The organism is Acinetobacter tandoii DSM 14970 = CIP 107469, from assembly GCF_000400735.1.
In the GTDB taxonomy this organism is placed as follows: domain Bacteria; phylum Pseudomonadota; class Gammaproteobacteria; order Pseudomonadales; family Moraxellaceae; genus Acinetobacter; species Acinetobacter tandoii.
Window position 1 is genome coordinate 397,654 of record NZ_KE007367.1, and the last position, 24,071, is coordinate 421,724.

A 24,071-nucleotide genomic window follows, 5' to 3' on the forward strand; every position below is an offset into this window, starting at 1 on the left:
GAATGGCTGAGTTTGAACTTTATTCCGATGAATATTGGATGCAGCTTGCTTACGAGCAGGCTGCTATAGCTGCATCACAACAAGAAATTCCTGTGGGTGCTGTTTTAGTGAGTCAGAATCAAATTCTTGGAATGGGACATAATGCACCTATTTCAAAAATCGACCCAACAGCACACGCGGAAATACAAGCAATCCGACAAGCTTGCCTTAATTTGCAAAATTATCGTTTGCCTTCTGATGCAGTTCTATATGTCACTTTAGAGCCTTGTACAATGTGCGTTGGGGCATTAATACATTCACGCGTTGCAAAGGTGGTATTTGCTGCAACCGAACCCAAAGCAGGTTCTTTGGTTAGTGCGCGTAGGTTATTGGAAACAGGTTACTATAACCATCAGTTTGAAGTGGTTTCTGGATGTTTGCAGGAACAATGTTCTCAGCAGTTGAGTGATTTCTTTAAAATGCGTCGTCAGCAGAAGAGAGAGCAAAAAAGACAAGAAAAACTTCAGGGTTCTGATTAATTAAATAAATTCATGTAAAATCTAATGACAATGAAAATTGTCAAAATGGATATATGTATGAATTCAATTCAAGTAAAGAAGAAATTTGAAGCGCCAATTCAACAAGTTTTTGATTTATTAGCAAAACATGCAACGTATAATGTTGCTTTTGCTCCCATTCAAGTCGAGCGAATAATCGACTCAAATGATTCGCAAAGACCTGATGGTTTAGGTTCGGTTCGTCGAATGGGGATTGGTCCTGTAAAGCCATTACGTGAAAAAATAACTTTAATGCAAGAAAACCAGCGTATTGAATATAAAATTATTCAGAACCCTCTCATTAAGCACCATCTTGGGATTATTGAATTTGAAGCATTAACGCCTGATTCAACATTAGTCACCTATACGATTGAATTACAAGCACGTGTTCCTTTTGTGAATAAATTAATTCTTGCGCAGCTCAAATCTGCGATTAAACTAGGTTTTTCTAAACTCGCGAAATCTGTATAAGGCAACAACGGAAAAGCAATGACAGTTAAAATTATTACGATTGATGGACCTAGCGGTTCGGGTAAAGGTACTTTGGCGGCTAAATTAGCTGCACATTATCAATTTCATTTATTAGATTCTGGTGCTTTATATCGGTTGCTAGGCCTGTCATTGCATAAACAAGGCTTATTGGAAGAAATTGATTCCCATCTTGATCATTGTGCTGAAATTGCAACAAATTTAGACATACAATTTGTAACAACCCCAAATGAAACACAAATTTTGTTAGATGGTGAAGATGTCACTCAAACTATTCGTACGGAGCGAGTGGGTGAGTTTGCCTCAAAAGTTGCTGCAATTCCTGTGCTTAGAACAGCATTATTCGAGCGCCAGCGTGCCTTTGCACAAGCGCCAGGCTTGGTTGCAGATGGTCGCGATATGGCAACTTCAATTTTTCCAGAAGCGCCAGCGAAGATTTATTTGACCGCTTCGGCACAATCCAGAGCTGAGCGTCGGGTAAAACAGTTGCAGGGCATGGGGCTGGATGTTAAAATAAACGACATTTTAGCTAATATTGAAGCTCGCGATAAACGAGATATGGAACGCGAAGTCGCTCCACTCAGACCCGCAGCAGATGCTTTGATTATTGATAGCTCTGAATTAAACATTGATGAAGTGTTTAATCTCATGACTCAATATATCGACAAGCAGTTAGCCAAGTAAAGAAATTTTTAGCGAAAGCATAGCTTGATCAGTTTATAACGGACTATGTAGACGCTTAACTAAAACGGCCTTGTCTGATCCAAGACCGCATACTTTATCGGGTATATCATGACCGAATCTTTTGCAGCCCTCTTTGAAGAAAGCGAATTAAACCTCAACGTTGAAAAGGGTGCTGTCATCCAAGGCGTTGTAGTAAGCATCGACTCTGACTGGGTAACAGTTGACACTGGCCTTAAATCTGAAGGCGTAGTTGACCGTGCTGAATTCTTAAACGAACAACGTGAACTTGAAGTTCAAGTTGGCGATACAGTTGATGTTGTTGTTGAAGCTCTTGACAACGGTATGGGCCAAACTGTTTTATCACGTGAAAAAGCGAAACGTGCTGAAACTTGGACTAAACTTGAAAAAATCTTTGAAGATGGCGAAATCGTTACTGGTGTTATCTCTGGTAAAGTTAAAGGCGGTTTCACTGTTGACATCGGTCCAGTTCGTGCGTTCTTACCAGGTTCTTTGGTAGATACTCGTCCTATCCGTGACACGACTCACCTTGAAGGTAAAGAGTTAGAATTCAAAGTAATCAAACTTGATGCAAAACGTAACAACGTTGTTGTATCTCGTCGTGCTGTTATGGAAGCTGAATCTTCAGCTGACCGTGAAGCTCTTCTTGCTCAGCTTGAAGAAGGTCAAACAGTTACAGGTACTATTAAGAACCTTACTGACTACGGCGCGTTCGTTGACCTTGGCGGTATCGATGGTCTTCTTCACATCACTGACATGGCTTGGAAACGTATCAAGCACCCATCAGAAGTTGTTGAAGTTGGTCAAGAAGTTACTGTTAAAGTACTTAAATTTGACAAAGAGCGTAACCGCGTATCTTTAGGTCTTAAGCAATTAGGCGAAGATCCATGGTTAGCGATCATGAGCCGTTACCCTAAAGGTTCTATCGTTAAAGCTCGCGTAACTAACTTAACTGACTACGGTTGCTTCGCTGAAATCGCTGAAGGCGTTGAAGGCTTAGTACACGTTTCAGAAATGGACCACACAAACAAAAACATCCACCCATCTAAAGTTGTTCAGATTGGTGATGAAGTTGATGTTATGGTTCTTGAAGTTGATGAAGAACGTCGTCGTATTTCTCTTGGTATTAAACAAACTCGTGCTAACCCATGGGAAGAGTTTGCTAAGAACCACGACAAAGGCGAGAAAGTTTCTGGTACGATCAAATCTATCACTGACTTCGGTATCTTTATCGGTTTACCAGGTGGTATCGACGGTTTAGTTCACTTGTCTGATATTTCTTGGAACGAACAAGGTGAAGAAGCAATTCGTCGTTACAAGAAAGGTGACACTGTTGAAGCGGTTATCTTATCTGTAGACGCTGAAGGCAACCGTATCAGCCTTGGCATCAAGCAAATGAACAGCGATCCATTCAATGATTTCTTAGCTGCTAACGAACGCGGTGCTTTGGTTAAAGGTACTGTAACTGCAGTTGACGCTAAAGGCGCTACTGTTAAGTTGGCTGACGAAGTAGAAGCTCAATTAAAAGCTTCTGAAATCAACCGTGATCGCGTTGAAGATGCAACTAAATTCTTAGAAGTTGGTCAAGAAGTTGAAGCGAAAATCATCAACGTTGATCGTAAATCTCGCTCTATCAACTTGTCTATCAAAGCGAAAGACGAAGCTGAAGAGAAAGAAGCTGTTGCTAACTTGAAGACTGCATCTGCATCTCAAGACAATGGTCCTAAGACTATTGGTGACTTGATCAAAGCTCAAATGAACCACTAAGTAGGTCGTATAAATTGTATTGTTAATGTAATTTAACTAATACTTTTTACACAAATACTGTAAACGGTAGCGTAGTATTTAATTATTGCGCTACCGTTTTGTATTTAAACAGGTTATTATCAGTTTAGGTACAAGTAGCTTGATAATTAAAGAGGTCGCCGATGACTACTGAAGCACTTAATAAGTCTGACTTAATTGAGCGTATTTCTCTAAAAAACCCGCACTTAGCGGAGCCGTTAGTAGAAGAGGCTGTTAAGATCATGATTGATCAAATGATTGCATCCCTTTCATCTGATAGTCGTATTGAAATTCGTGGGTTTGGTAGCTTTGCATTGCATCATCGTGAGCCACGAATTGGTCGCAATCCGAAAACAGGAAAATCTGTTGAAGTGGCAGCAAAAGCAGTTCCACATTTCAAACCTGGTAAAGCATTACGTGACGCAGTGAATGAAGCTATAGAATAATAATAGGTGGGGTGTATATGCGTTATGTATTGGTCGCCATATTAATCATTTTATTTGGTTATTCATTGGCTTTGGTTTTACAGAATGGTACCGAAGTCACTGTCGATTTGTTATTTACACAAGTTCCAGCTATGCGCTTAGGTTTGGTTCTATTACTGACTTTAGCCTTAGGTGTGGTGGTCGGATTATTACTTGGTGTGCAAGTATTCCGCGTGTTTCAAACAAGTTGGGAGATTAAGCGCTTACGTAAAGATATTGATCACCTGCGTAAAGAACAAATTCAGGCTGCGCAATTGGCTGCTGCTGAAGCTGCTGCAAATGCAAGGTATGAAAAAACTGTATTTGATGTAACAAACGATAATAAAAGCCCATTATAATGGGCTTTCTTTTTGTCTAATCAAAGGTAAATTCTCTTGAGTATCATTGTTGCACTAGATGCTAAAAGCCAAATTGATGCATTGCACATTGCAGAGCAGTTAGATCCTGCATTATGTCGAGTAAAAGTTGGTAAAGAGTTATTTACTCATGAGGGACCATCTGTTGTTAAAGCTTTGCATGCAGAAGGGTTTGAGGTTTTCTTGGACCTAAAATTTCATGATATTCCAAATACCACAGCACAAGCAGTTTGTGCAGCTGCGGATTTGGGTGTATGGATGGTCAACGTGCATGCATCAGGTGGCCGTAAAATGATGGAAACCTGCGTAGAGCGTTTAAAAGCAGGAAATTATACAACTCAGTTGATTGCTGTGACTGTTCTAACTTCTATGGGTCGTGAAGACTTGCGTGACATTGGTTTGGATGTTGAGCCATTTGAACAGGTTAAGCGTTTGGCACAATTAACCAAAGAATCAGGCTTGGATGGTGTAGTATGTTCTGCGCAAGAAGCAAAAATGTTGCGTGAATTGTTGGGGCAGGATTTTGCATTGGTGACACCTGGAATTCGTCCTGAGGGGGCTAATGCAGATGACCAAAAGCGAATTGTTACACCAAAGCAAGCAATGCTAGATGGTTCTACACATTTGGTGATTGGTCGTCCAATTACAAAATCTGAGAATCCACGTCAAACCTTAAAAGATATTTTGGTAACACTGTAATCTTTAATATTACGAATAATTGATAAAAGCCTTTCTAATGAAAGGCTTTTTTGTATGAATACACTATTAAAAAGGTGAATAGGTGGTAAATAAAAAATGTTAGAGCTTGATGAGATTGGTGAAGCGGAGAATGTTGCTTCGTTACAGAACACTTTAGAAGAAGCGAAGTTACTTGAAGAAAAGAAAGAAGGCTCTTCTACTGATTGGTCATCTGGAATGGATTTGGTAGATATCGGATCTGCTATTATTGAAGCTGTGGGTGATATTATTAGTAATATTGATATAGACCTGTAGGGCATTTGGTTCGACTTTATTAATCCCCTTGGTGTTAACTCTTAAATTAATACCAAGGGATGTCTTATTTTTAAAGTGCAGCAAGTACACTAACAGCAATAGGGGCAAGAATAGAGAGAATAAAACCGCTGACCATTGCATGGGGGATAAAGTCATTACCGCAAGCTTGTTTAACCATTGGAAGAGAAACATCCATTGCGGTGGCTGCTGCTGAAGCGATTGCTGAACGCGGATAACGCCAGCCAATACAATACATGAGAATGATTGCAAAGATCTCTCTAAATAAATCATTAATTAGCGCAATACTGCCTAGAGCAGGATTTTTAAGTTCTGAAACAACAATTCCGCTCATGGAGTAGAAACCATAACCTTGAGATAGCATAATCAGATCTTTCAATTGTAGTTGTTTTAGAAAAATACTACACAGTAAGGCTCCAATAATAGAACCAACAATACAACCAATAGGCACTAAAAGAATTTTAAAATTTAACCAAGAGCGATCTAATGGGCTGAATGCAAGATCGAGTCCAATCAAGAACATGAAAACCAGAAGTAGATACCATGTATTTACTTGGGTTGGAATTCCTATATTTTCCAGTAATTTTGCTAAAAGAAATCCTACTGCTAGTGCTATACACGCGTAGGAGATACTAATGCAGGACTTCAATAATAATAACAGTGAAATTTTGCCAGAAACAGGTTGTATGCCAATAAATTTATAGAGAGCAAAACAACATAAAAATGACCCTATTGTCGTAAAAAAAGCCAATGCGGTTGCACTACTTAATATTTGAGAAGAGCCATGAATATTTTCAAGGGCATGGGTGAATTCCATGCTAATCCCAATCAAGAGCAAATAAGAAAAGTAAGGTAAGACTTTAAAGCATAGTTTAATTAAACTACTTGGAATTTTTTTTGCAAAGAAATATCCAGCGGCTAAGCACAAAAGAAGCTGAGATATAAGAATAAATGCTTGCATAGGTAAAGCGATATTTTAATGATGTGCCATCATAGCCTAAGTATGCAAATGTTGCAGTGGTTGATGTCGATATGATCGAAATTTTGACATTAGATTCAGGCGGCATGAAATCCTACATCTTTATATGCGATTGTAGTTTGATAGATTCGGCAATTTTCAAATAAGGGGAATTGAGTTAAAAAAGGATTCTTATCTTTATTGACACAAATATGAAAAGATCGATTCTCAGTCTCATGTATTTAATACAAGCGATGCGTAAAGCTGGGATTGATGTTGATCAGCAGTTAAAAGGCATTGGTTTAAGTGTCGATACCTTGGACCCGACTGCGATTATTCACCCCAGTTTAGAGCGTGATGTATTGATGGTCTTGGGTGAGCATATTTCGTCTGAGCAAGGCTTAAATATTGGGCAACATTATACGTTAGCAGGGTATGGTCCTTTATTGATGCTATTGGTGACCAGTGACAATATTAGAGTTGCCCTTGAAAAAGTGATTGCATATCAGCCGCTAACACATCTTACAGCTAAACTGAGTTTAAAATTTCAAAATCATCAGGTGGCATTGTGTTATGAAGCCAATGATTTAACTGATGAGCTAAATATGCTGCGTACGCAATCTGAATTGGCGGGTACATATAAGTTTATTCAGGAGTTGTATAAGAAGATGGGGCTAAGCGTGCCTCAGCTAAAAGTTGAGTTACCCTTTGATCCGCCTGAAAATACTGAGATTTTGGCAATGTATCAAGCATACTATGGGATGGATATTACCTTTTCAAAGCCTTATGCTGCATTTTGGTTTGATGAGGCTGTTTTGGAGATTAAAATTCCTTCGGCTGATCAAATGACATTCCGTATTTATGATTATAAATGTCAGGCTGAAATGAAGCGATTGTCTCAGCAATCAGCAGTACCTGATTTGGTGGAGCGCGTTCAGGACTATTTGGACTTGCAGCAAGGTGTTATTCCAACAATGGCGGAAACAGCACAAGCATTACATATTCCAGAGCGCACACTGAGACATCAGTTGCAGCAGCTAAATAGTAGTTATAAGCAGATTAGAGAACAATTAATTAAGGAAAAAGCGCTGAGGTTAATTGAATATCAGGAGTACACCATTGAAATGATTGCTGAATTATTGGGCTATTCTGAACCAGCGGCATTTAACCATGCCTTTAAACGTTGGTTTGGACGCAGTCCTCGGCAATATTCCAAGTAGTGTTACTCATGCCAAAGTTTTATTTATTGTTCCCTAATTTTCGTTATACTTTCGTCAGACCAAAATAGTAATCAAGATATGTCGGATTTAAATCTTCACAGCACCGCCTTTGCTCCATTATCACCAGCTGAACGTTACGCGCAAGCTTTGGCTTCTGGGCAATTTATGCCTGATGAAGCTCAAGCACAGGCCGTACATGAATTAGACCGTGTCTGGCAAGAACTGATTCAGCGCTATAAGGCATCAAAGAAGGCATTTCGTCGCTTTCGTCGTCAGACATCTCCACAAGGTGTTTATATGTGGGGTGGGGTGGGTCGCGGTAAAACATGGTTGATGGACCAGTTTTATGATTCGATTCCATTCCGTCGTAAAACACGCATGCATTTTCATCACTTTATGCAGCATGTACATCGTGAGTTGAATAAATTATCTGGTCAGCGTAATCCCCTAGATGCGGTTGCAGATCAGATTTATAAAGATGCGGTGATTATCTGTTTTGATGAATTCTTTGTTACAAATGTCACGGATGCAATGATTCTGAGTGAACTATTCCAGAAGTTGTTTAGCCGTGGTGTAACTTTGGTTGCGACATCAAATATTGCTCCAGATGGTTTGTATAAAAATGGAATCCATCGTGATCGTTTTATTCCAACCATTGAGATGGTGAAGAAAAACTGTGTCATCTTAAACGTAGATGCGGGTGTGGATTATCGTTTGCGTGTACTTAAGCAGGCACAATTGTTTAAGCATCCTTTAACACATGATCATAAAGTTTGGATTGCTCAGCGTTTTACAGCATTGACGCAAACACAACTTCAGTCGCAAGAGCCGATTGTAATTAATAATCGCTTGGTGGAAACAATTGGCCATACCGAGGATGTATTGTGGTGTGAGTTTTCTGAACTGTGCTTGAAACCTCGCAGCCCAGCAGATTTTATTGAAATTGCGAATATCTATAACACGGTATTGGTGAGTAATGTTCCGCATTTGACCGATTATCTCTCTGAGGGAACGCGTCGTTTCATCTATTTAGTGGATGAATTCTATGACCGCGGAGTCAAATTGTTGCTGACTTCGGAAGATACAATCATTGATATTTATCAGGGTGAAAAATTAGCATTCGAAATTGAGCGGACACGTTCACGGTTACTTGAAATGCAATCCGATGATTATTTGCATTCAGAGCACCGACTCATTGAGAAATCTGCCAAAGATTTTAACGAATAAGCAAAAAACGCCATGAATTGGCGTTTTTTTATGGCTAAAAGTATTGTATGTTAAATCAACATTTTTGCTTGTATATGGAAAATGCGTCAGATCAAACAAGAAATGAAAATAAGTAATTGGGATGAGTTTGATAGATGTTCTGAACTTAAGTCTAATTTCGGCATTTCAAAAACTTAATACACTGTAAAAAGAGTATTCATGAGCGTGATAATACAAACTAAATAGGATTTTATTTGATGATGTCAATATTTATTGCACAGAAAATGCTTACTATTTAGGAATGTGATATTCGTATTCAGAAAAGTATAAATAGGTATACTGGAATCTCTTGTTATAAAAAGTAGCAATATCAGGAAAGACAATGACTGTACGTATTCAAAAGGGTAAGTTAGCGATTGCTAAAGAACTTTACGATTTTATCGAGAATGAAGCTTTACCAGGTTCTGGTTTGGACAGCGAAACATACTGGAAAAACTTTGAGCAAGTCGTTGTCGATCTTAGCCCAAAAAATAAAGCGCTTTTGGAAAAGCGTGAAGATCTTCAGGCTAAAATTGATGAATGGCACCGCAACAACACATTTGAATTAGAAGCTTACAAAGCTTTCCTTAAAGAAATTGGCTACTTGGTACCAGAAGTAGAAGATTTCCAGATCAGCACAGAAAATGTTGATGAAGAAATTGCGTTATTGGCAGGACCACAATTGGTTGTACCTGTGCGTAATGCGCGTTATTGCTTAAATGCGGCAAACGCACGTTGGGGTTCACTGTACGATGCACTTTACGGTTTTGATGTGATCCCTGAAGAAGGTGGCGCTGAAAAAGGTAAAGGTTATAACCCTGTTCGTGGCGATAAAGTTATTGCATTTGCTAAAAATTTCTTAAATGAAACTTTCCCGCTTGCACAAGGTTCACATGCTGACGCAACACGTTATGCGGTGGAAAATAACAAATTAGCTGTAACACTTAAAGATGGTTCTACAACTGGTTTAGCACATGAAGCACAATTCGTTGGCTTTAATGGTGAAGAAGCAAATCCTTCAGAAGTTGTTCTATTGAACAATGGTTTGCATGTCATTATTGAAGTTGATGCAACAAGCCCAGTGGGTAAAACTGATGCGGCAGATGTGAAAGATTTAGTTCTTGAAGCAGCAATTACAACGATTCAGGATTTAGAAGACTCTGTTGCAGCAGTTGATGCTGAAGAAAAAGTAGAAGGCTACCGTAACTGGTTAGGCCTAATGAAAGGTGATTTACAAGAATCAATTGAGAAAAATGGCAAGACCATTACTCGTACATTAAATAAAGACCGTACAATTAAAAACTTGATTGGTGGTACGACAACTTTACATGGTCGCTCGTTAATGCTTCTACGTAACGTCGGTCATTTAATGACGAACCCTGCAATTTTAGTTGATGGTGAAGAAATCTTTGAAGGCATTATGGATGCCTTAGTAACGCCATTACTCAGTGTTGCTGATATTCGTGGTCAAAATGAGAACAAAAACTCTCGTAAAGGCTCAATGTATATCGTTAAACCAAAAATGCATGGTCCAGAAGAAGTTGCATTTGCAGTTGAATTGTTTGAACGTGCAGAACAAGCAATTGGCTTACCAGCGAAGTCTTTAAAAATCGGTATTATGGATGAAGAGCGTCGTACATCAGTTAACTTGAAAAACTGTATTGCGGCTGCAAAAGACCGTACGATCTTTATTAACACTGGCTTTATGGACCGTACAGGTGATGAAATCCATACTTCTATGGAAGCAGCACCAGTTGTTCGTAAAGAAGCAGTAAAAACACAAAAATGGATTGCAGCTTACGAAAATCGTAACGTAGCAATTGGTTTAGAGTGTGGCTTACAAGGTAAAGCGCAAATTGGTAAAGGTATGTGGCCTAAACCAGACAGCATGAAAGATATGTTGGCAACTAAAGCTGCACATCCAAATGCAGGTGCATCATGTGCTTGGGTGCCATCTCCAACAGGTGCGGCACTCCATGCAATGCATTACCATCAAGTGAATGTAAAAGCACGCCAAGATCAATTGAAAGCAGAAGAAATGCTTTCTCTAGATGATTTGTTAACGCCTCCGTTTGCTCCAGAGACTAACTGGTCAGCTGAAGAAATTAACAATGAACTTGAAAATAACTGTCAAGGTATCTTGGGTTATGTAGTTCGTTGGGTCGACTTGGGTGTAGGTTGTTCTAAAGTTCCAGATATCAACAACGTTGGTTTAATGGAAGACCGTGCAACATTGCGTATTTCTTCACAACACGTTGCAAACTGGTTGCGTCATGGTATCGTTACACGCGAGCAAGTTGAAGAAGTGTTGAAGCGTATGGCTAAAATTGTAGATGGTCAAAATGCTGATGATCCGTTGTATACGCCAATGGCAACAGACTTTGATAATAATATCGCTTTCCAAGCTGCTTCTGATTTAATTTTCAAAGGTGGTGTTCAGCCTTCAGGTTACACTGAGCCATTGTTACATGCTGCACGTTTGAAACTTAAAGGTTATACAGGTGACTAATTTCGACTAGTTACGTGAATTTGACAAAGACCTTTCAATTTTGAAAGGTCTTTGTTTTTATAAGAGAAAAAATCTAACAACAAAAAGAATATGATTGTATTTAGATAAGTATAAGAATTGAGATTCAATAGAATGATTTATTCCGTATGGCGATTATGAAGCCCACTATGATTATGTCTATAATATTGAAGTTGCAGATTCTAATCGTTATTTTGTGACTGAAATGAGAATTCTAGCTCATTGTGATATGAAAGAAAGCATCTATCGGATTCAATAAATGTGTGCCAATTTTAAACCTCTAACCTTGTCGCAACTACAGCAATTGGGCTTGCCACAAATTCCATTTGAATATCTGGAAGAGGTTTATCCTAGTTATAAAACTCCGTTATTGTTTAAATCTGAACATGGATTGGAATGGCGAGAAGTATTATTTGGTTTAGTGCCGAAATGGGCTGAAGATGCTAGTACCTCTAAGCGTACTTATAACGCTAGACATGAGACTATTTTTGAAAAACCAAGCTTTCAAGATGCAGCTTATAAATGTAAGTTTGGTGTGATTCCAGTCACTGAGTTTTATGAAAGTAAATATATTGAAAATAAACCACAACGATGGGGTGTGAGGCGTAAAGATGGCAAAGCCTTCTTTATTGCTGCAATTTATGAAATTTGTAAAATCAATAACGAAATCATTCGTTCTGCAGCAATGCTGACGATGAATGCAATAGACCACCCTATGATGAAAGAGTTTCATGAACCTGGTGATGTAAAACGATCAGTTGTCATCATTCCACATGAGTATCTTGATCATTGGCTAAGCTTAAAACAGCCACATCAAATGACTCAATTTATGCAGGGATTCCCAGTTGAGGAGTTTGAATGTTCACATGTGCCTAAAGCAAAAATAGAGAAAATAACAGCTCAGTTGAACATGTTTGATCTTTTCTAAATATAAAAAAAGGGTTTCATTTGGAAACCCTTTTTTTATGGTTTATAAATTAACGGTTAAGATTGTTAAAAATATGTTTTAAGCTGTCCATCATTTTTTCAATCTGTAAGGGCGTTAAACCTTCAAAGGATTGTTCGAGTACAGCACTAGTCAAATCATTGATTTTATGTGTCATTTCATTGCCCTTTTCGGTAAGAACAACACGTGTTATACGAGCATCATCTTCACATGAATAGGTGTTAACGAGCCCTTCGTCTTTAAGACGATAAACAATCTTTGTCGTTGTAGACATTTTCGATACGACCATATCGGAAAGATCGGATACGCTAGCATTTGGTTTAGATTTTAAAGCAAGTAAAATACGACGACGAGAATTATCTAATCCGTATTTTTTTAGGACTTGATCGACCTTTTGCACATGTTGCGAATAAACCTGAGTGATCCAAAAAAAAGGAAAATTCTCTAGAGTAAAGTCGTCAGCGGTAGGTAAAAACTTCGCATACTTTTTAGTCATATGGGATTCCAAATATTTATTTTTATATTGCTTAATATTATGTGAAATATGACACGTTAAGCAATATAATTGTGATGAAATGTTCAAAATTCGATTTGTGTATTTGCAGTGACTTGATGGCGAGTCTATACCCGAGGAAATTTAAATGACTGCTCTAGTGCTAAATGAGCATCGTTTTGATGCAAATTAAGAATGCGCATTAAGGGGAGATAAAAGGTCAATCCTGTTCCTTCTGTCATAGCAACCAATCCTGTAAATAAATCTGAGTTAAGTAGGTAATTCATTTACCATACATATTGAGTAATAAATAATTTGATAGATATTCCATTTAATTTTTTCATTTTAGTATAAAAACTTCTTTTGAAAACTGGCTTTGTTTACAAAACATTTCTGTTATTTGAAGCATTAATTTAAGAAAAATTAATATTTAAATACTAAATAATCAATAAAAAGAATAATTTAATTCATTAGAAATCCTTACACAAGCAGTATGAGACTATTTGTGACTACTCAGTTTTCTTTTTTTGTTACAATCAACTCTGTCAATGTATTTGAATTGTATCTGATGATAATATTTTAATCTTTCTTGACAAGAATATCTAGTAAGTTGATTTTGTAAAAAAATTAAAAAAAATAATTACAATGTAAGAAGAGTATGCATAATAAAACTATCTATTGTTAAAAAGAGGTTTTACATGGATCCGTCGCCGTGCAGGTCTAGCTTATTAAAATTTTGCCTTGAGTTAATCGAGGTGCGTCAATAATGGAATTCTTATTAGATCCAGGAATTTGGGTTGGCTTACTTACCCTAATTGTCTTAGAAATTGTTTTAGGTATTGATAACCTAGTCTTTATTGCCATTTTGGCAGATAAACTTCCACCAGAACAGCGTGATAAAGCGCGTATTATTGGTCTTTCACTCGCATTGATTATGCGATTGGGGTTGTTATCCGTTATCTCTTGGTTGGTTACTTTAACCAAACCGCTCATTCAAATTGCTGATTTATCTTTCTCGGGGCGTGATTTAATCTTGCTCTTCGGTGGTCTGTTCTTGGTCTATAAAGCCGTGACCGAGTTACATGAGAAAATGGAAGGTAAACCCGAAATTAAATCAACATCTTCAGTGGTGTATGCAAGTTTCTGGGCAGTCGTTGCTCAAATTATTGTGCTTGACGCGGTCTTTTCTCTGGATTCTGTCATTACAGCCATTGGTATGGTAGATAATATCTACGTGATGATGGCGGCAGTAACAATTGCAGTTATTGTAATGTTGTTTGCCTCTAAACCACTCACTAGCTTTGTAAACCGTCACCCTACAGTCGTCATTCTGTGTTTAAGTTTCCTATTGTTGATTGGTATTAGCTTAATTGCGGAAGGATTTGGTTTCCATATTCCGAAAGGTTATATTTATTCGGGTATTGGTGTAGCTATTTTAATTGAAGCCTTCAATCAATATTCAAAACGCAATGTGGCGAAACATGAATCTAAGATTCCATTGCGTCATCGTACTGCCGATTCTATCTTGAAATTAATGGGTGGAAAAGTAGAACCTTCTCATATGGATGCTGAGCAAATTGAAGCTCAGGAAGCCTTTGCAGATGAAGAGCGTTACATGATTGGCGGGGTCTTAACTCTGGCAGAACGTTCTGTTGCTTCTATTATGACACCTCGAAATCAGATTTCATGGGTCGATTTAAATGATACCCCTGAAAAAATTCGAGAGCAGGTACTTGCAGTACCGCACAGTTTATTTCCAGTATGTCGTGGTAGCTTGGATAAAGTTATCAGTGTAGTGCGTGCGAAAGAACTGCTTGATGTGCTGGATGATGGTGAAGAGGCGTTAAAATCATTGATTAAACGTCAACGTCCAATTTTTATCTTTGAAAAGATGAAAGTGATTGATGCCATTAATACCTTAAGGACATCAAAAGGTTCATTGGTTCTGGTCACTGATGAATTTGCTAATGTTAAAGGGTTAATATCTCCACTGGATGTTTTTGAAGCAATTGCAGGTGAATTCCCTGATGCTGATGAACAGTTGGACTTGGTCAAAATTAATGATCAAACATGGAAGGCTTCGGGCATGTTGGATTTATATCAGCTTGAGCTTGAACTTGGTGTTTTTGATTTAGTCGAAGATGATGCAGGCTACATGAGTGTGGCTGGTCTTATTCTGGATAAGACGCAAGGCGAAGTTCGAGTTGGAACTCAGCTTGATTATCAAGGTGTCCATTTTGAAGTTACTGAATTAGATGAAAATCGCATAAAATTCGTGACAATTATTTATCGCCATTAAGTTATGTAATGATGAAAACGCCCGAATAATCGGGCGTTTTTTTTGAAATAAAAAGCCATCAAGCTGGATTGGAGATGAAATACAACTTGATGGGAAAACTAGATGTAAAGTTGTTGTTCGATCAAATCCCAAATATTCCGATGTGACTTACGGAACATTTGCATATGACCAATGCTTTTGTGTTGAAATTGTTTGGGCTGAAGTTCAATTATATTTGTTTCAGCATTCGGATAAAGATTGAGAAGGGCTTGAACATTCGCCTGAGTTGCAATTTCATCGTCTGATGCCCAAATTGCAGTAATTGGGCAGGTAATTTTGCTGTGATAATCAGGGAGCTGTTGTTTCTTGACAGCATGCATTACATAGCCTTGTGTCCCACAAAACTGAGCCCATTGTTTTGCGACATTTTTAGGTAAATTTTCGCCCATTCCAATCATTTTAGTAGCACCAAACCCTTTTAACTTACTTGAAATTGGGAAAATGACATGGAACATAATGGGTGCAAGGAACTTAGTTTTGCCTTTTAAGCCGCGAACATGACCTGTTGATCCTGCAACAGCAATAATTTTTGCGACTTTATTATAATTTGGTGAAATACCCAGAAGCTGACCACCAGCGCTATGGCCAAGGAGAATAATTTTTTCGGCTTGTGTTTGTTCTAGTAGACAATCAATCGCTGCTGTAATATCTAATTGCCCCCAATCGACAATGTCTGCTTCAGATTGGTGCAGTGGGCCGTATAATGAAGCGCCAATTCCTCTAAAGTCAAAGCACATGACTGTATGCCCAAGCTTATTTAACCATTCAGCATAAGAGTGGTAGAACTCTTTCACAATACCAGTTGCTGGGCAAATGAGAATAGGGAAAGGTTTGTCGGAACTTATTTGATTTTGATAGAGTTTGGCACTTAATTTATAGCCATCGACACATTGTATTTGAATAGATAGTGGTTGAGTATTCATGAGCGTCTTGTCGTTGCTGTTTTAAACATACTTTATCTAAGTTCTAAAAAGAAACTTGCTAAAAGTATGACTTTGAAGTCAGAAAATTCATATTTAAGAAGGATAAGGAGGGGTGGTGTTTGATCATTTTTCAATTGCTATGAAATTGGCAATTCTTTTTAGTGGTGTGTATTTGTGGTTGGGTATGTTAACTGGGGTTTGGAAGTATTGGCAGATTAGACATTCGATTCAAGCAAGAGCACATTATTATGTGGATATCGCGCATAGAAGTAGTTTGTTATATGCATCTGCAACTTTGATTTTAGCTGTGCTTGCTGAATTTTCAATTTGGTCTGAAACGTGGAATCTGATTTTTGTAATGATAAATTTGGTTTTCTTTAGTGCATCAATATTGAGTTATGCATTGCATGGTTATTTAAAAGACACAACCAATCAATTTAAAGTACCACATCAATTGGGTAATAAGGTTTTACCAAGAACGATGATGACTTTGGCGATAGTTTTACTGGTTGTAGGTGAGCTGTTTGCGACGGGAATGTTGGTAATGGGTACTGGGCTTAATTTATTTTAATTATTTGTATATTTTTTAAAGATGGATGAATAATCATCCATCTGTTCAATCAAAATTCTTAGATTTTTTCTGGGCACGGACTTTTTGATCAATTACAGCCCAACTATAGAATGCTGCAGAGACGAACAGAGCGTACGCGAAATATTCAGCTTTCAGGTGACCTTGAATCAGTCCATGAAAAAGCAAAGTAAGCATAAGTGCCACGGTCGTACTTAAGTACGTGACCATATTCTTGTTTGCCTTTAGAGCGTTAATGAAGACTTGCTTGTTGAAATGTAATGATAACATCTCCATCCCTCCTAATGAATTTGACCTAAACCTAGTGTTTCGGTCGGATTGGTTACTAATGTTGTACTGTGAATTAAAGGGTATTTCAATAGCTAATACCGTTATTTTTTCATAAAATTTTTACTAGTATTGCAATTTGGATGGTGGATTGTTTAATTTATGAATAGTTCATATTTTGTTGAGTAATAATTACCTGTACATATTGTTTTGATCAAATATGTTATCAATATGATATTCATAACCCTAACACTTAGCCTACTTCTATATTTGAAAAAGCTTAATAGTGCTTAAGTTGTATAAAGCAAAAATTAGACCAAAAAAGTTCAATTTGGCAAAAGAGATTAACTCGAAGGGATATTTAAGCATGCAGGGCATGGTATTGCATGACTGCGAAAAGTAAACAATAAAAGTTGATTTGGGTAAAACCGACGTTTATTGGTCACATATAAAATCAAATTTGGGTAAAATTGGATTTTAATTACAAATTGAAAACTTATTTTCTAAATTTGTCGCAGATTAAAGCAATAACCAAGACCAGCAAAGATGGGATTAACCATGCAAGATTTTGTTCATTTAGGGGTAAGTGTTGAACAAACTCTGGTAAAAATGAATTAAGTTCAGCTGCTTTTAGACCTTCTAAAATTCCAAAGACAAAAGCAATTGCCGTTACTGGTGCAATTACTGCTGGAGGATTTTTCCAGAATTTTGCAAAGAAACTGAGCATGATCACTACAATTGCAGGTGGATAAATTGCACATAGCACAGGCACAGATACCGCAATGAGTTTGGTTAAACCTAAATTAGAGATCAGAAGCGAAAAACCAACCAAAACAAATACAAAAATCTTATAAGGAATTTGAGTCAGTTCTGAAAAGTATTCAGCACATGCACAGGTTAGGCCAATTGCAGTAACCATACATGCAAGGAAAATCATCCCCGTAAGGAAGATGGAACCTAAATCGCCAAAAGCATGTTGCACATACGCGTGCAAAATAACAGCGCCATTTGCTGCATTTGGTGCGACTTCATGACTTCCAAGTCCAAGTTTAAACAAACTGAGATAAACCAGCGTTAAACCAATACCAGAAATAATACCTGCGATAACCGCGTATTTTGTCACTAACTTTTTGTCAGTCACACCACGTGAGTGAATCGCATGAATAATCACGATACCAAATACTAAGGCACCTAGCGTATCCATAGTGAGATAGCCATTGACAAAACCTTCAGACACAGGGCTGCTTGCATAATTATTAATTGCAGGAGGGATGTAACCCGCTGGAATTAAGAATGCTGCGATACCAAGTACGGCTAAAGAAACGATTTTGATCGGTGCGAGGAAGTGACCTACAGTATCCAATAATTTGTTTGGATAAAGTGAAACCAGCGTCACAATTGCAAAATAGATAATGCTGTAAATTAGCAAACTATTTGGCGAAGTACCAAAATATGAAGAAAAACCAATTTCATAAGAAACTGTTGCTGTGCGTGGTGTAGCAAAGAGTGGACCTACAGCCAAATAACAGACAACAGTTAAGATTAAACTGGCAACTTTACCTAGAGGTGAGCTAAGTAGTTGAATTGAACCTTCAACACGTGAAAGTGCAATGATGGTAATAACAGGTAAACCCACTGCAGTAACTAAAAATCCGGCAGCGGCTAACCAAACATGTTCACCCGCTTGTTGGGCAACAATAGGAGGAAAGATAATATTGCCTGCCCCAATGAACAGAGCAAAGGTCATGAAACCCAAAGCAATAATATCTCTAGTACGAAGATTCGTCATGTTGAGAGATGCATTGACTAAAAACAGGCGATTCTAGTAGAAAAATAAGGACTTGGGAAAATTTTTTATATGTAATATGAATTTTTTTTATACAATATTTCTGTAGTTTAACTAATGGTTGAATTATATGGCTGAAAATTGATAAAAAATTATTAAAGAGTCTATTTAGAAATTTATAAAAAATTTAGCGGGTAGAAACATTGTCTGTTATTTTTCTGCGGTTATTTTAAGATCGTTGCAGTTGTTGTGGTTGCTTAGATTACTCGCAACATTTTTAAATGAAAAGGATTATAATGCCTGCATCATTTAAGAGGGTGAGAATATGCTAGCTTCTTCAGTCGTGATTAAAACTGAGCAAGATATTGAAAAACTGCGCGTGTCAGGGCGTTTAGCGGCACAAGTTTTGGCAATGATTGGCGAGCATGTTAAGCCTGGGGTCAGTACTGAATATCTGGATGATATTTGTCACGACTATATTGTAAATACCTTAAATGTGATTCCTGCAAATATTGGTTATTACGGTTATACCAAAACCACGTGTATTTCACCAAATGAAGTGGTTTGTCATGGTATTCCTTCGGCTACTCGTATTCTACAAGATGGGGATATTATTAATATTGATGTTGCTATTATCAAAGATGGTTACTTTGGTGACACCAGTCGTATGTATTATGTGGGCAGTATCAAACCAGAAGCAAAAAAATTGGTCGATACAACTTATGAAGCTATGCTAGCAGGAATTCAAGCTGTTAAACCTGATGCAACATTAGGGGATATTGGCTTTGCAATTCAGTCTGTTGCACAGCGGGAAGGTTTTAGTGTTGTGAAGGATTATTGTGGTCATGGTATTGGTAAAGTTTATCATGAGCAGCCAAGCGTCTTACATTACGGGAAACCAGGCCTAGGCTTGAAGCTTAAAACAGGCATGGTATTTACTATTGAGCCCATGATAAACATCGGTCGTGGTAGCGTAAAAGAACTTAAAGATGGTTGGACGGTCGTGACGACTGATAAGTCGCTGTCCGCTCAATGGGAACATATGGTAGCAGTCACAGATACAGGGTTTGAATTATTGACACCTTGGCCAGAAGGGACAGGGGATTATCCAGAAATTAACTGTCAATCAAATTAAATCGAATTTAGACTTAAGTCTAAGTTGCTTATTTATTCATCTTTATTAATAGCTAATTTCGATCAAAACTTACGTTGAGCTAGATTTTTTCAGCTTTGTATGATTTTTAAGTGAAAATATTAATCGTTTTTTTGTCTTTGATTGAATAAGTGTCTGTATATAGAATGCATTCCAAGATTCTCGCTGTAGTTTCTTATTTCAAGCTTATCCTCCTTGGATAAGCTTTTTTTTTTTATCCTTACTTATGTTTGTGTGCTAAATGTTCGACTAAGTAATCAATAAAAACCCGAACAGCAGGAAGTTGTCCTCTGCGAGATGGGTAGACGGCATGGAAAATACCATGAGGTGCTTTCCAGTCGGGTAAGACGCGGACCAATTCACCTGTTTTGATATAGTCCTGAGCAATCGAGTCTGGCAATAAGGCAATACCGCAGTTCTGCCGAGCTAGCTGTGCCAGCATCATTAAATCAGAACCCATGACAACAGGATTTACCTTGATTTTCTTCTGATGATTTTGATTGTCATGAACAATGATCTGTTGATCAAGATGTTCATCAACCATACTTAGTATATGGTGATGAGCCAAATCTTCGGGTTGTTTCAGCTCACCAAATTCATTCAAATAGGCTTGACTGGCAAAGAGATGTTGTTCAATCAATTCAAATTTTCTTAAAATTAGGCTTGGATCATCATCAAGATTTGATCGGACACGTAGAGCTAAGTCGATCCCTTCATTAATCACATCCACTCGACGATTACTCACCAAAAGTTGAACTTTAATCTCGGGGTATTTTTTTAAAAAACCAGGAAGAATTTTGGTCATTTCGTTTTGGGCAATCGAAACAGGTAAGCTGACTTTAATGACACCACGTGGTTCAACGCTTAAATGATCGACTAAATCATGAGCAGCCTGTGCGGCATTCATCATGACTTGGGCATGGCGATAGACATTCATGCCGATTTCAGTTACTGCAAAATGACGTGAGCTGCGTTGAATAAGGCGTACACCAAGACGTTCTTCTAAATTATAGACACGACGGCTCAGTTTGGACTTGGGGATGTCGGTCGCCCGTTCTGCTGCACTAAAGCCCCCATGTTCTACAACTAAAGCAAAGCAATAAAAATCATCAAGGTCGGATAACATTTATAATTCCATTTATGCAACAATTTCTAAAATTTAGTGTTAATGTTGCATGTTGTCAATTTTAAATCCTGTGTCTTTTCATGTAATTTTGCTGTTGAATCTATTAGACTGCACAGAATAGATTACAGTTGATAAAAGATGTACCAGCAAATTATTGAAATACATTCAGCAGAAGAGAATATTCGTTGTCCTATATGCCAACATGCTGTGGTGGATTGGACGGAAGAGCAATATATCCAGCCATGTGAACATACATTATTTATTGCAATGGATTTGGGCTTTGAATTTGTCTCGGATCGTTTTGAAGAAAAAATGTCACGTTCTGTAGATCAAATTCATGATGATGAAGCGGCAAATGTATTTCAAGAAATCCTCAATGTTGAGTTTAATGATGCCATTTTGGTGCGTTCAGAATTGGGGATAGAGAATATGTATCGTTATACTGGTTTTGCAGCGTAATGATAAAATAAAAACAGCTCCATTAGGAGCTGTTTTTATTTAAAGATTAGCCTTCAATTTCTTCTTCAATGTCATCATCTGCTGTATCCATACCAAGTTCTTTCAATTTACGCGTCAGAGTATTTCGTCCCCAACCTAAAAGCTCAGCAGCATGGCGTTTGCGACCACGCGTTTGCTGTAGTGCAGCATTGATGAGAGTGCGTTCAAACATTGGCGTGGCAATGTCAAGAATCTTCATTTCACCATTTTTGAGTTTCTGAATAGCCCATTGACCGAGTAATTCATCCCAGTGGTGTAATGAGATACGGTCAAAATGTGGAGTTGCCGCATGTTCTGATGCTTTTTCAATTGGAATTTGTTTTAGCTCAGATGGAAGATCTTCTGGATAAACTTCACGACCTGTAATCATGACCGTAAGCCAGCGGCAGGTATTTTCCAATTGGCGTACATTACCTGGCCAAGGAAGTTGCTGCATATATTCCTGTGTCTCAGGACGGAGAATTTTTGGACTAACGCCAAGTTCTTTGCCTGCACGTGCAAGGAAATGCTGTGCCAGCATAGGAATATCTTCGCTACGATGCGCCAGTTTAGGAATATGAATGCGGATCACGTTAAGACGGTGATACAAGTCTTCACGGAAGCGGCCTTCATTGACTAATTTTTCAAGGTCTTGGTGAGTTGCGGCCACAATACGGACATCGACCTTAACAGGGATATGACCGCCTACGCGATAAAACTCACCATCGGCTAAGACGCGTAATAGACGTGTTTGAGTTTCAAAAGGCATGTCCCCAATTTCATCGAGGAATAATGTACCGCCATTGGCTTGTTCAAAACGACCTTGACGTTGAGTATTGGCGCCAGTAAACGCGCCTTTCTCATGACCAAAGAGTTCGGTTTCGATTAAATCTTTTGGAATTGCAGCCATATTTAAGGCAATGAATGGTTTGCTGCTACGTGGTGAGTGGCGATGTAGCGCATGTGCAACTAATTCTTTACCTGTGCCAGATTCCCCATTAATCAATACAGTGATGTGTGATTGTGATAAACGACCAATCGCACGGAAGACTTCCTGCATGGCAGGAGATTCACCAATAATTTCTGTAGATTGAATAGGTGATGCTATTTTTGCAGATTCTTGTTGTTGTAACTTGGTGATATGCAAGATTGCTCGATTCACCAGTGCTAATGCTTCGTCAATATCAAAAGGTTTTGGTAAATATTCAAAAGCACCAGTCTGATAACTAGACACTGCGGATTCAAGATCGGAGTGTGCGGTCATAATAATGACGGGTAGGTCTGGATAATTGTTCTTAACTTTAGCTAAAAAAGTCAGACCATCGATTCCTGGCATGCGAATGTCGGTAAGAATCACGTCAGGTGCATCAGTCGCAAGTTGATCTAAAGCAGATTGTGCTTCTTCAAAGCTAGTAACATCAAAACCTTCTTCTTTGAATGTTTTTTCAAGCACCCATCGCATGGCGCGATCATCATCAATTACCCATATTTTATTTCGCGACATGGTTAGACTCCCAAGGTAAATATAAGCTAAATACTGTTTTTCCAGGAATAGATTGGCATTCAATCATTCCGTTATGTTGGTGCATAATGTTTTGTGCAATGCTTAGGCCGAGACCAGTACCTTTGGCACGACCGGTCACAAGTGGGTAGAACACAGATTCCAAAATTTCCTCAGGAACGCCTGGTCCATTATCTTCAATATCAACACGAACCGCAGAGCGATTCAGTACACCATTAATGGTGACAAGACGTTGAATTCGAGTTCTTAAGACCAGTTCTGGTTGATGTTCGGTAAAGAAATCTTTGTTTTCCATCATGGCTTGTACTGCGTTCACGCTAATGTTTAGCATGACTTGAATCAATTGATCACGATCTGCTTTAACTTCAGGTAAGGATAAATCGTAATCACGTGTGATCTTGATTTTTTTCTTGGTCTGGTTGGCAATCAGAGATCGAACGCGTTCTAAAGGCTCATGTACATTGACTGGTTCATAGCTTGGTAATTGGCGAGAACCCAACATGGTGTCGGCAAGATTGCGCAAACGATCAACTTCACTGATGATAATATCAGTGAACTCTGAGTATTCTGGATTATTTAAACTGCGAGCTAAAAGCTGTGTAGCACCGCGAATCCCACCTAAAGGGTTTTTAATTTCATGGGCTACCCCACGAATTAATTGACGAGCTACTTGATGTTGTTGAATCAGATTTTCTTCTTTGGAGATTTTCAGCATCCGATCAATCGGATTAAGTTCAATGAGCAGTAAAGGGTGGTAGGGTTTACCTGCATTGAGTTGTGAAACGGTATAATCTACATGAATGTCTTTAAAGTTGACGTTAATTGTAGCTTCACGGCGAGTATAAGGCTGACCAGTTGCTAAAGTGTTAAATAATGCTTCTTCTGTATTAAATTCATCATTCGGCATATGGAGCAAATTTAGGACAGGCTGCCCATTTGCTCGTAATAAACTCATATCAAACAAAGATTCACATGACGAGTTTAAGTAAAAAATATTAAGTTTACTGTCGACAAGCAAAATCGCGGTGGTCAAATTGTCCACCAAAACGCGATAGTCGATAGTATGTGGTTGATCCATTAGCGAAGGTATCCTGTGTTAAAATGGCGCAATGGCATCTTCAAAAAGCAATTAATAGT

At 38.2% G+C, this 24,071-nt stretch carries 24 protein-coding genes; 16 read left to right on the forward strand and 8 right to left on the reverse strand.

What is annotated here, in order from left to right; genetic code table 11:
• Window positions 1–2 precede the first annotated feature (2 nt).
• The 8 genes from tadA (at window position 3) to I593_RS11260 (ending at window position 5,346) form a co-directional block, all read left to right on the forward strand.
• Window positions 3–518: a tRNA adenosine(34) deaminase TadA gene (gene tadA / locus I593_RS11225; RefSeq protein ID WP_016167690.1), complete on the forward strand. Its 516-nt coding sequence runs from the start codon at window positions 3–5 to the stop codon at window positions 516–518.
• Between the two features lie 57 nt (window positions 519–575).
• Complete coding sequence (locus tag I593_RS11230) at window positions 576–1,007, forward strand: SRPBCC family protein (RefSeq protein ID WP_016167691.1); 432 nt, start codon at window positions 576–578, stop codon at window positions 1,005–1,007.
• A gap of 18 nt (window positions 1,008–1,025) precedes the next feature.
• Complete coding sequence (gene cmk, locus I593_RS11235) at window positions 1,026–1,709, forward strand: (d)CMP kinase (protein ID WP_016167692.1); 684 nt, start codon at window positions 1,026–1,028, stop codon at window positions 1,707–1,709.
• A gap of 108 nt (window positions 1,710–1,817) precedes the next feature.
• On the forward strand, window positions 1,818–3,494 hold the full coding sequence (gene rpsA, locus I593_RS11240; protein WP_016167693.1) for a 30S ribosomal protein S1: 1,677 nt from the start codon (window positions 1,818–1,820) through the stop codon (window positions 3,492–3,494).
• 161 nt (window positions 3,495–3,655) lie between these two features.
• Window positions 3,656–3,958, forward strand: coding sequence for an integration host factor subunit beta (locus I593_RS11245; protein ID WP_016167694.1), 303 nt, complete (start codon window positions 3,656–3,658; stop codon window positions 3,956–3,958).
• 17 nt (window positions 3,959–3,975) lie between these two features.
• The gene (locus tag I593_RS11250) at window positions 3,976–4,335 is read left to right on the forward strand and encodes a lipopolysaccharide assembly protein LapA domain-containing protein (RefSeq protein WP_016167695.1); all 360 of its coding nucleotides are present in this window, start codon (window positions 3,976–3,978) and stop codon (window positions 4,333–4,335) included.
• 36 nt (window positions 4,336–4,371) lie between these two features.
• Window positions 4,372–5,052 (forward strand): orotidine-5'-phosphate decarboxylase, encoded by a 681-nt coding sequence (pyrF, locus tag I593_RS11255; protein WP_016167696.1) that lies wholly within the window; start codon window positions 4,372–4,374, stop codon window positions 5,050–5,052.
• 96 nt (window positions 5,053–5,148) lie between these two features.
• Window positions 5,149–5,346, forward strand: coding sequence for a hypothetical protein (locus I593_RS11260; RefSeq protein WP_016167697.1), 198 nt, complete (start codon window positions 5,149–5,151; stop codon window positions 5,344–5,346).
• Between the two features lie 70 nt (window positions 5,347–5,416).
• On the opposite strand, the gene I593_RS11265 is transcribed toward I593_RS11260, so the two are convergent.
• Entirely contained in the window at window positions 5,417–6,325 is a 909-nt protein-coding gene (locus I593_RS11265) for a LysO family transporter (protein ID WP_016167698.1), read from the reverse strand.
• Between the two features lie 209 nt (window positions 6,326–6,534).
• Between I593_RS11265 and I593_RS11270 the strand changes: the two genes are divergently transcribed.
• From I593_RS11270 to I593_RS11285, 4 genes are all read left to right on the forward strand, one after another.
• Window positions 6,535–7,542, forward strand: a complete 1,008-nt coding sequence (locus tag I593_RS11270) for an AraC family transcriptional regulator (protein ID WP_026441035.1) — start codon at window positions 6,535–6,537, stop codon at window positions 7,540–7,542.
• A 78-nt stretch (window positions 7,543–7,620) separates the two neighbouring features.
• Window positions 7,621–8,769: a cell division protein ZapE gene (gene zapE, locus I593_RS11275; protein WP_016167700.1), complete on the forward strand. Its 1,149-nt coding sequence runs from the start codon at window positions 7,621–7,623 to the stop codon at window positions 8,767–8,769.
• 361 nt (window positions 8,770–9,130) lie between these two features.
• Complete coding sequence (locus tag I593_RS11280) at window positions 9,131–11,296, forward strand: malate synthase G (protein WP_016167701.1); 2,166 nt, start codon at window positions 9,131–9,133, stop codon at window positions 11,294–11,296.
• Between the two features lie 277 nt (window positions 11,297–11,573).
• Window positions 11,574–12,242, forward strand: a complete 669-nt coding sequence (locus I593_RS11285; protein WP_016167702.1) for an SOS response-associated peptidase — start codon at window positions 11,574–11,576, stop codon at window positions 12,240–12,242.
• A gap of 49 nt (window positions 12,243–12,291) precedes the next feature.
• On the opposite strand, the gene I593_RS11290 is transcribed toward I593_RS11285, so the two are convergent.
• Entirely contained in the window at window positions 12,292–12,756 is a 465-nt protein-coding gene (locus I593_RS11290) for a MarR family winged helix-turn-helix transcriptional regulator (RefSeq protein ID WP_016167703.1), read from the reverse strand.
• Window positions 12,757–13,519: 763 nt separating this feature from the next.
• Between I593_RS11290 and I593_RS11295 the strand changes: the two genes are divergently transcribed.
• A complete protein-coding gene (locus I593_RS11295) occupies window positions 13,520–15,052 on the forward strand; it encodes a TerC family protein (RefSeq protein WP_016167705.1) in 1,533 nt (510 codons plus the stop codon).
• A gap of 98 nt (window positions 15,053–15,150) precedes the next feature.
• On the opposite strand, the gene I593_RS11300 is transcribed toward I593_RS11295, so the two are convergent.
• Window positions 15,151–16,014, reverse strand: a complete 864-nt coding sequence (locus I593_RS11300; protein WP_016167706.1) for an alpha/beta hydrolase family protein — start codon at window positions 16,012–16,014, stop codon at window positions 15,151–15,153.
• 139 nt (window positions 16,015–16,153) lie between these two features.
• Here I593_RS11300 and I593_RS11305 point away from each other — a divergent pair, with 139 nt between their 5' ends.
• Entirely contained in the window at window positions 16,154–16,585 is a 432-nt protein-coding gene (locus I593_RS11305; RefSeq protein WP_035302133.1) for a hypothetical protein, read from the forward strand.
• Window positions 16,586–16,630: 45 nt separating this feature from the next.
• On the opposite strand, the gene I593_RS11310 is transcribed toward I593_RS11305, so the two are convergent.
• Both I593_RS11310 and brnQ read right to left on the reverse strand, forming a co-directional pair.
• On the reverse strand, window positions 16,631–16,873 hold the full coding sequence (locus I593_RS11310) for a hypothetical protein (protein WP_016167708.1): 243 nt from the start codon (window positions 16,871–16,873) through the stop codon (window positions 16,631–16,633).
• A gap of 493 nt (window positions 16,874–17,366) precedes the next feature.
• Window positions 17,367–18,659: a branched-chain amino acid transport system II carrier protein gene (gene brnQ / locus I593_RS11315; RefSeq protein ID WP_016167709.1), complete on the reverse strand. Its 1,293-nt coding sequence runs from the start codon at window positions 18,657–18,659 to the stop codon at window positions 17,367–17,369.
• Window positions 18,660–18,981: 322 nt separating this feature from the next.
• Here brnQ and map point away from each other — a divergent pair, with 322 nt between their 5' ends.
• Window positions 18,982–19,791, forward strand: coding sequence for a type I methionyl aminopeptidase (gene map / locus I593_RS11320; RefSeq protein WP_016167710.1), 810 nt, complete (start codon window positions 18,982–18,984; stop codon window positions 19,789–19,791).
• Window positions 19,792–20,029: 238 nt separating this feature from the next.
• On the opposite strand, the gene I593_RS11325 is transcribed toward map, so the two are convergent.
• A complete protein-coding gene (locus tag I593_RS11325) occupies window positions 20,030–20,935 on the reverse strand; it encodes a LysR family transcriptional regulator (protein WP_016167711.1) in 906 nt (301 codons plus the stop codon).
• A gap of 138 nt (window positions 20,936–21,073) precedes the next feature.
• Here I593_RS11325 and I593_RS11330 point away from each other — a divergent pair, with 138 nt between their 5' ends.
• Complete coding sequence (locus tag I593_RS11330) at window positions 21,074–21,394, forward strand: hypothetical protein (RefSeq protein WP_016167712.1); 321 nt, start codon at window positions 21,074–21,076, stop codon at window positions 21,392–21,394.
• A 46-nt stretch (window positions 21,395–21,440) separates the two neighbouring features.
• Here I593_RS11330 and glnG read toward each other — a convergent pair whose 3' ends face one another.
• Window positions 21,441–22,916: a nitrogen regulation protein NR(I) gene (gene glnG / locus I593_RS11335; protein ID WP_016167713.1), complete on the reverse strand. Its 1,476-nt coding sequence runs from the start codon at window positions 22,914–22,916 to the stop codon at window positions 21,441–21,443.
• On the reverse strand, window positions 22,903–24,012 hold the full coding sequence (gene glnL / locus I593_RS11340; protein WP_016167714.1) for a nitrogen regulation protein NR(II): 1,110 nt from the start codon (window positions 24,010–24,012) through the stop codon (window positions 22,903–22,905). The genes glnG and glnL overlap by 14 nt, the downstream gene beginning before the upstream one ends.
• Between the last annotated feature and the right edge of the window lie 59 nt (window positions 24,013–24,071).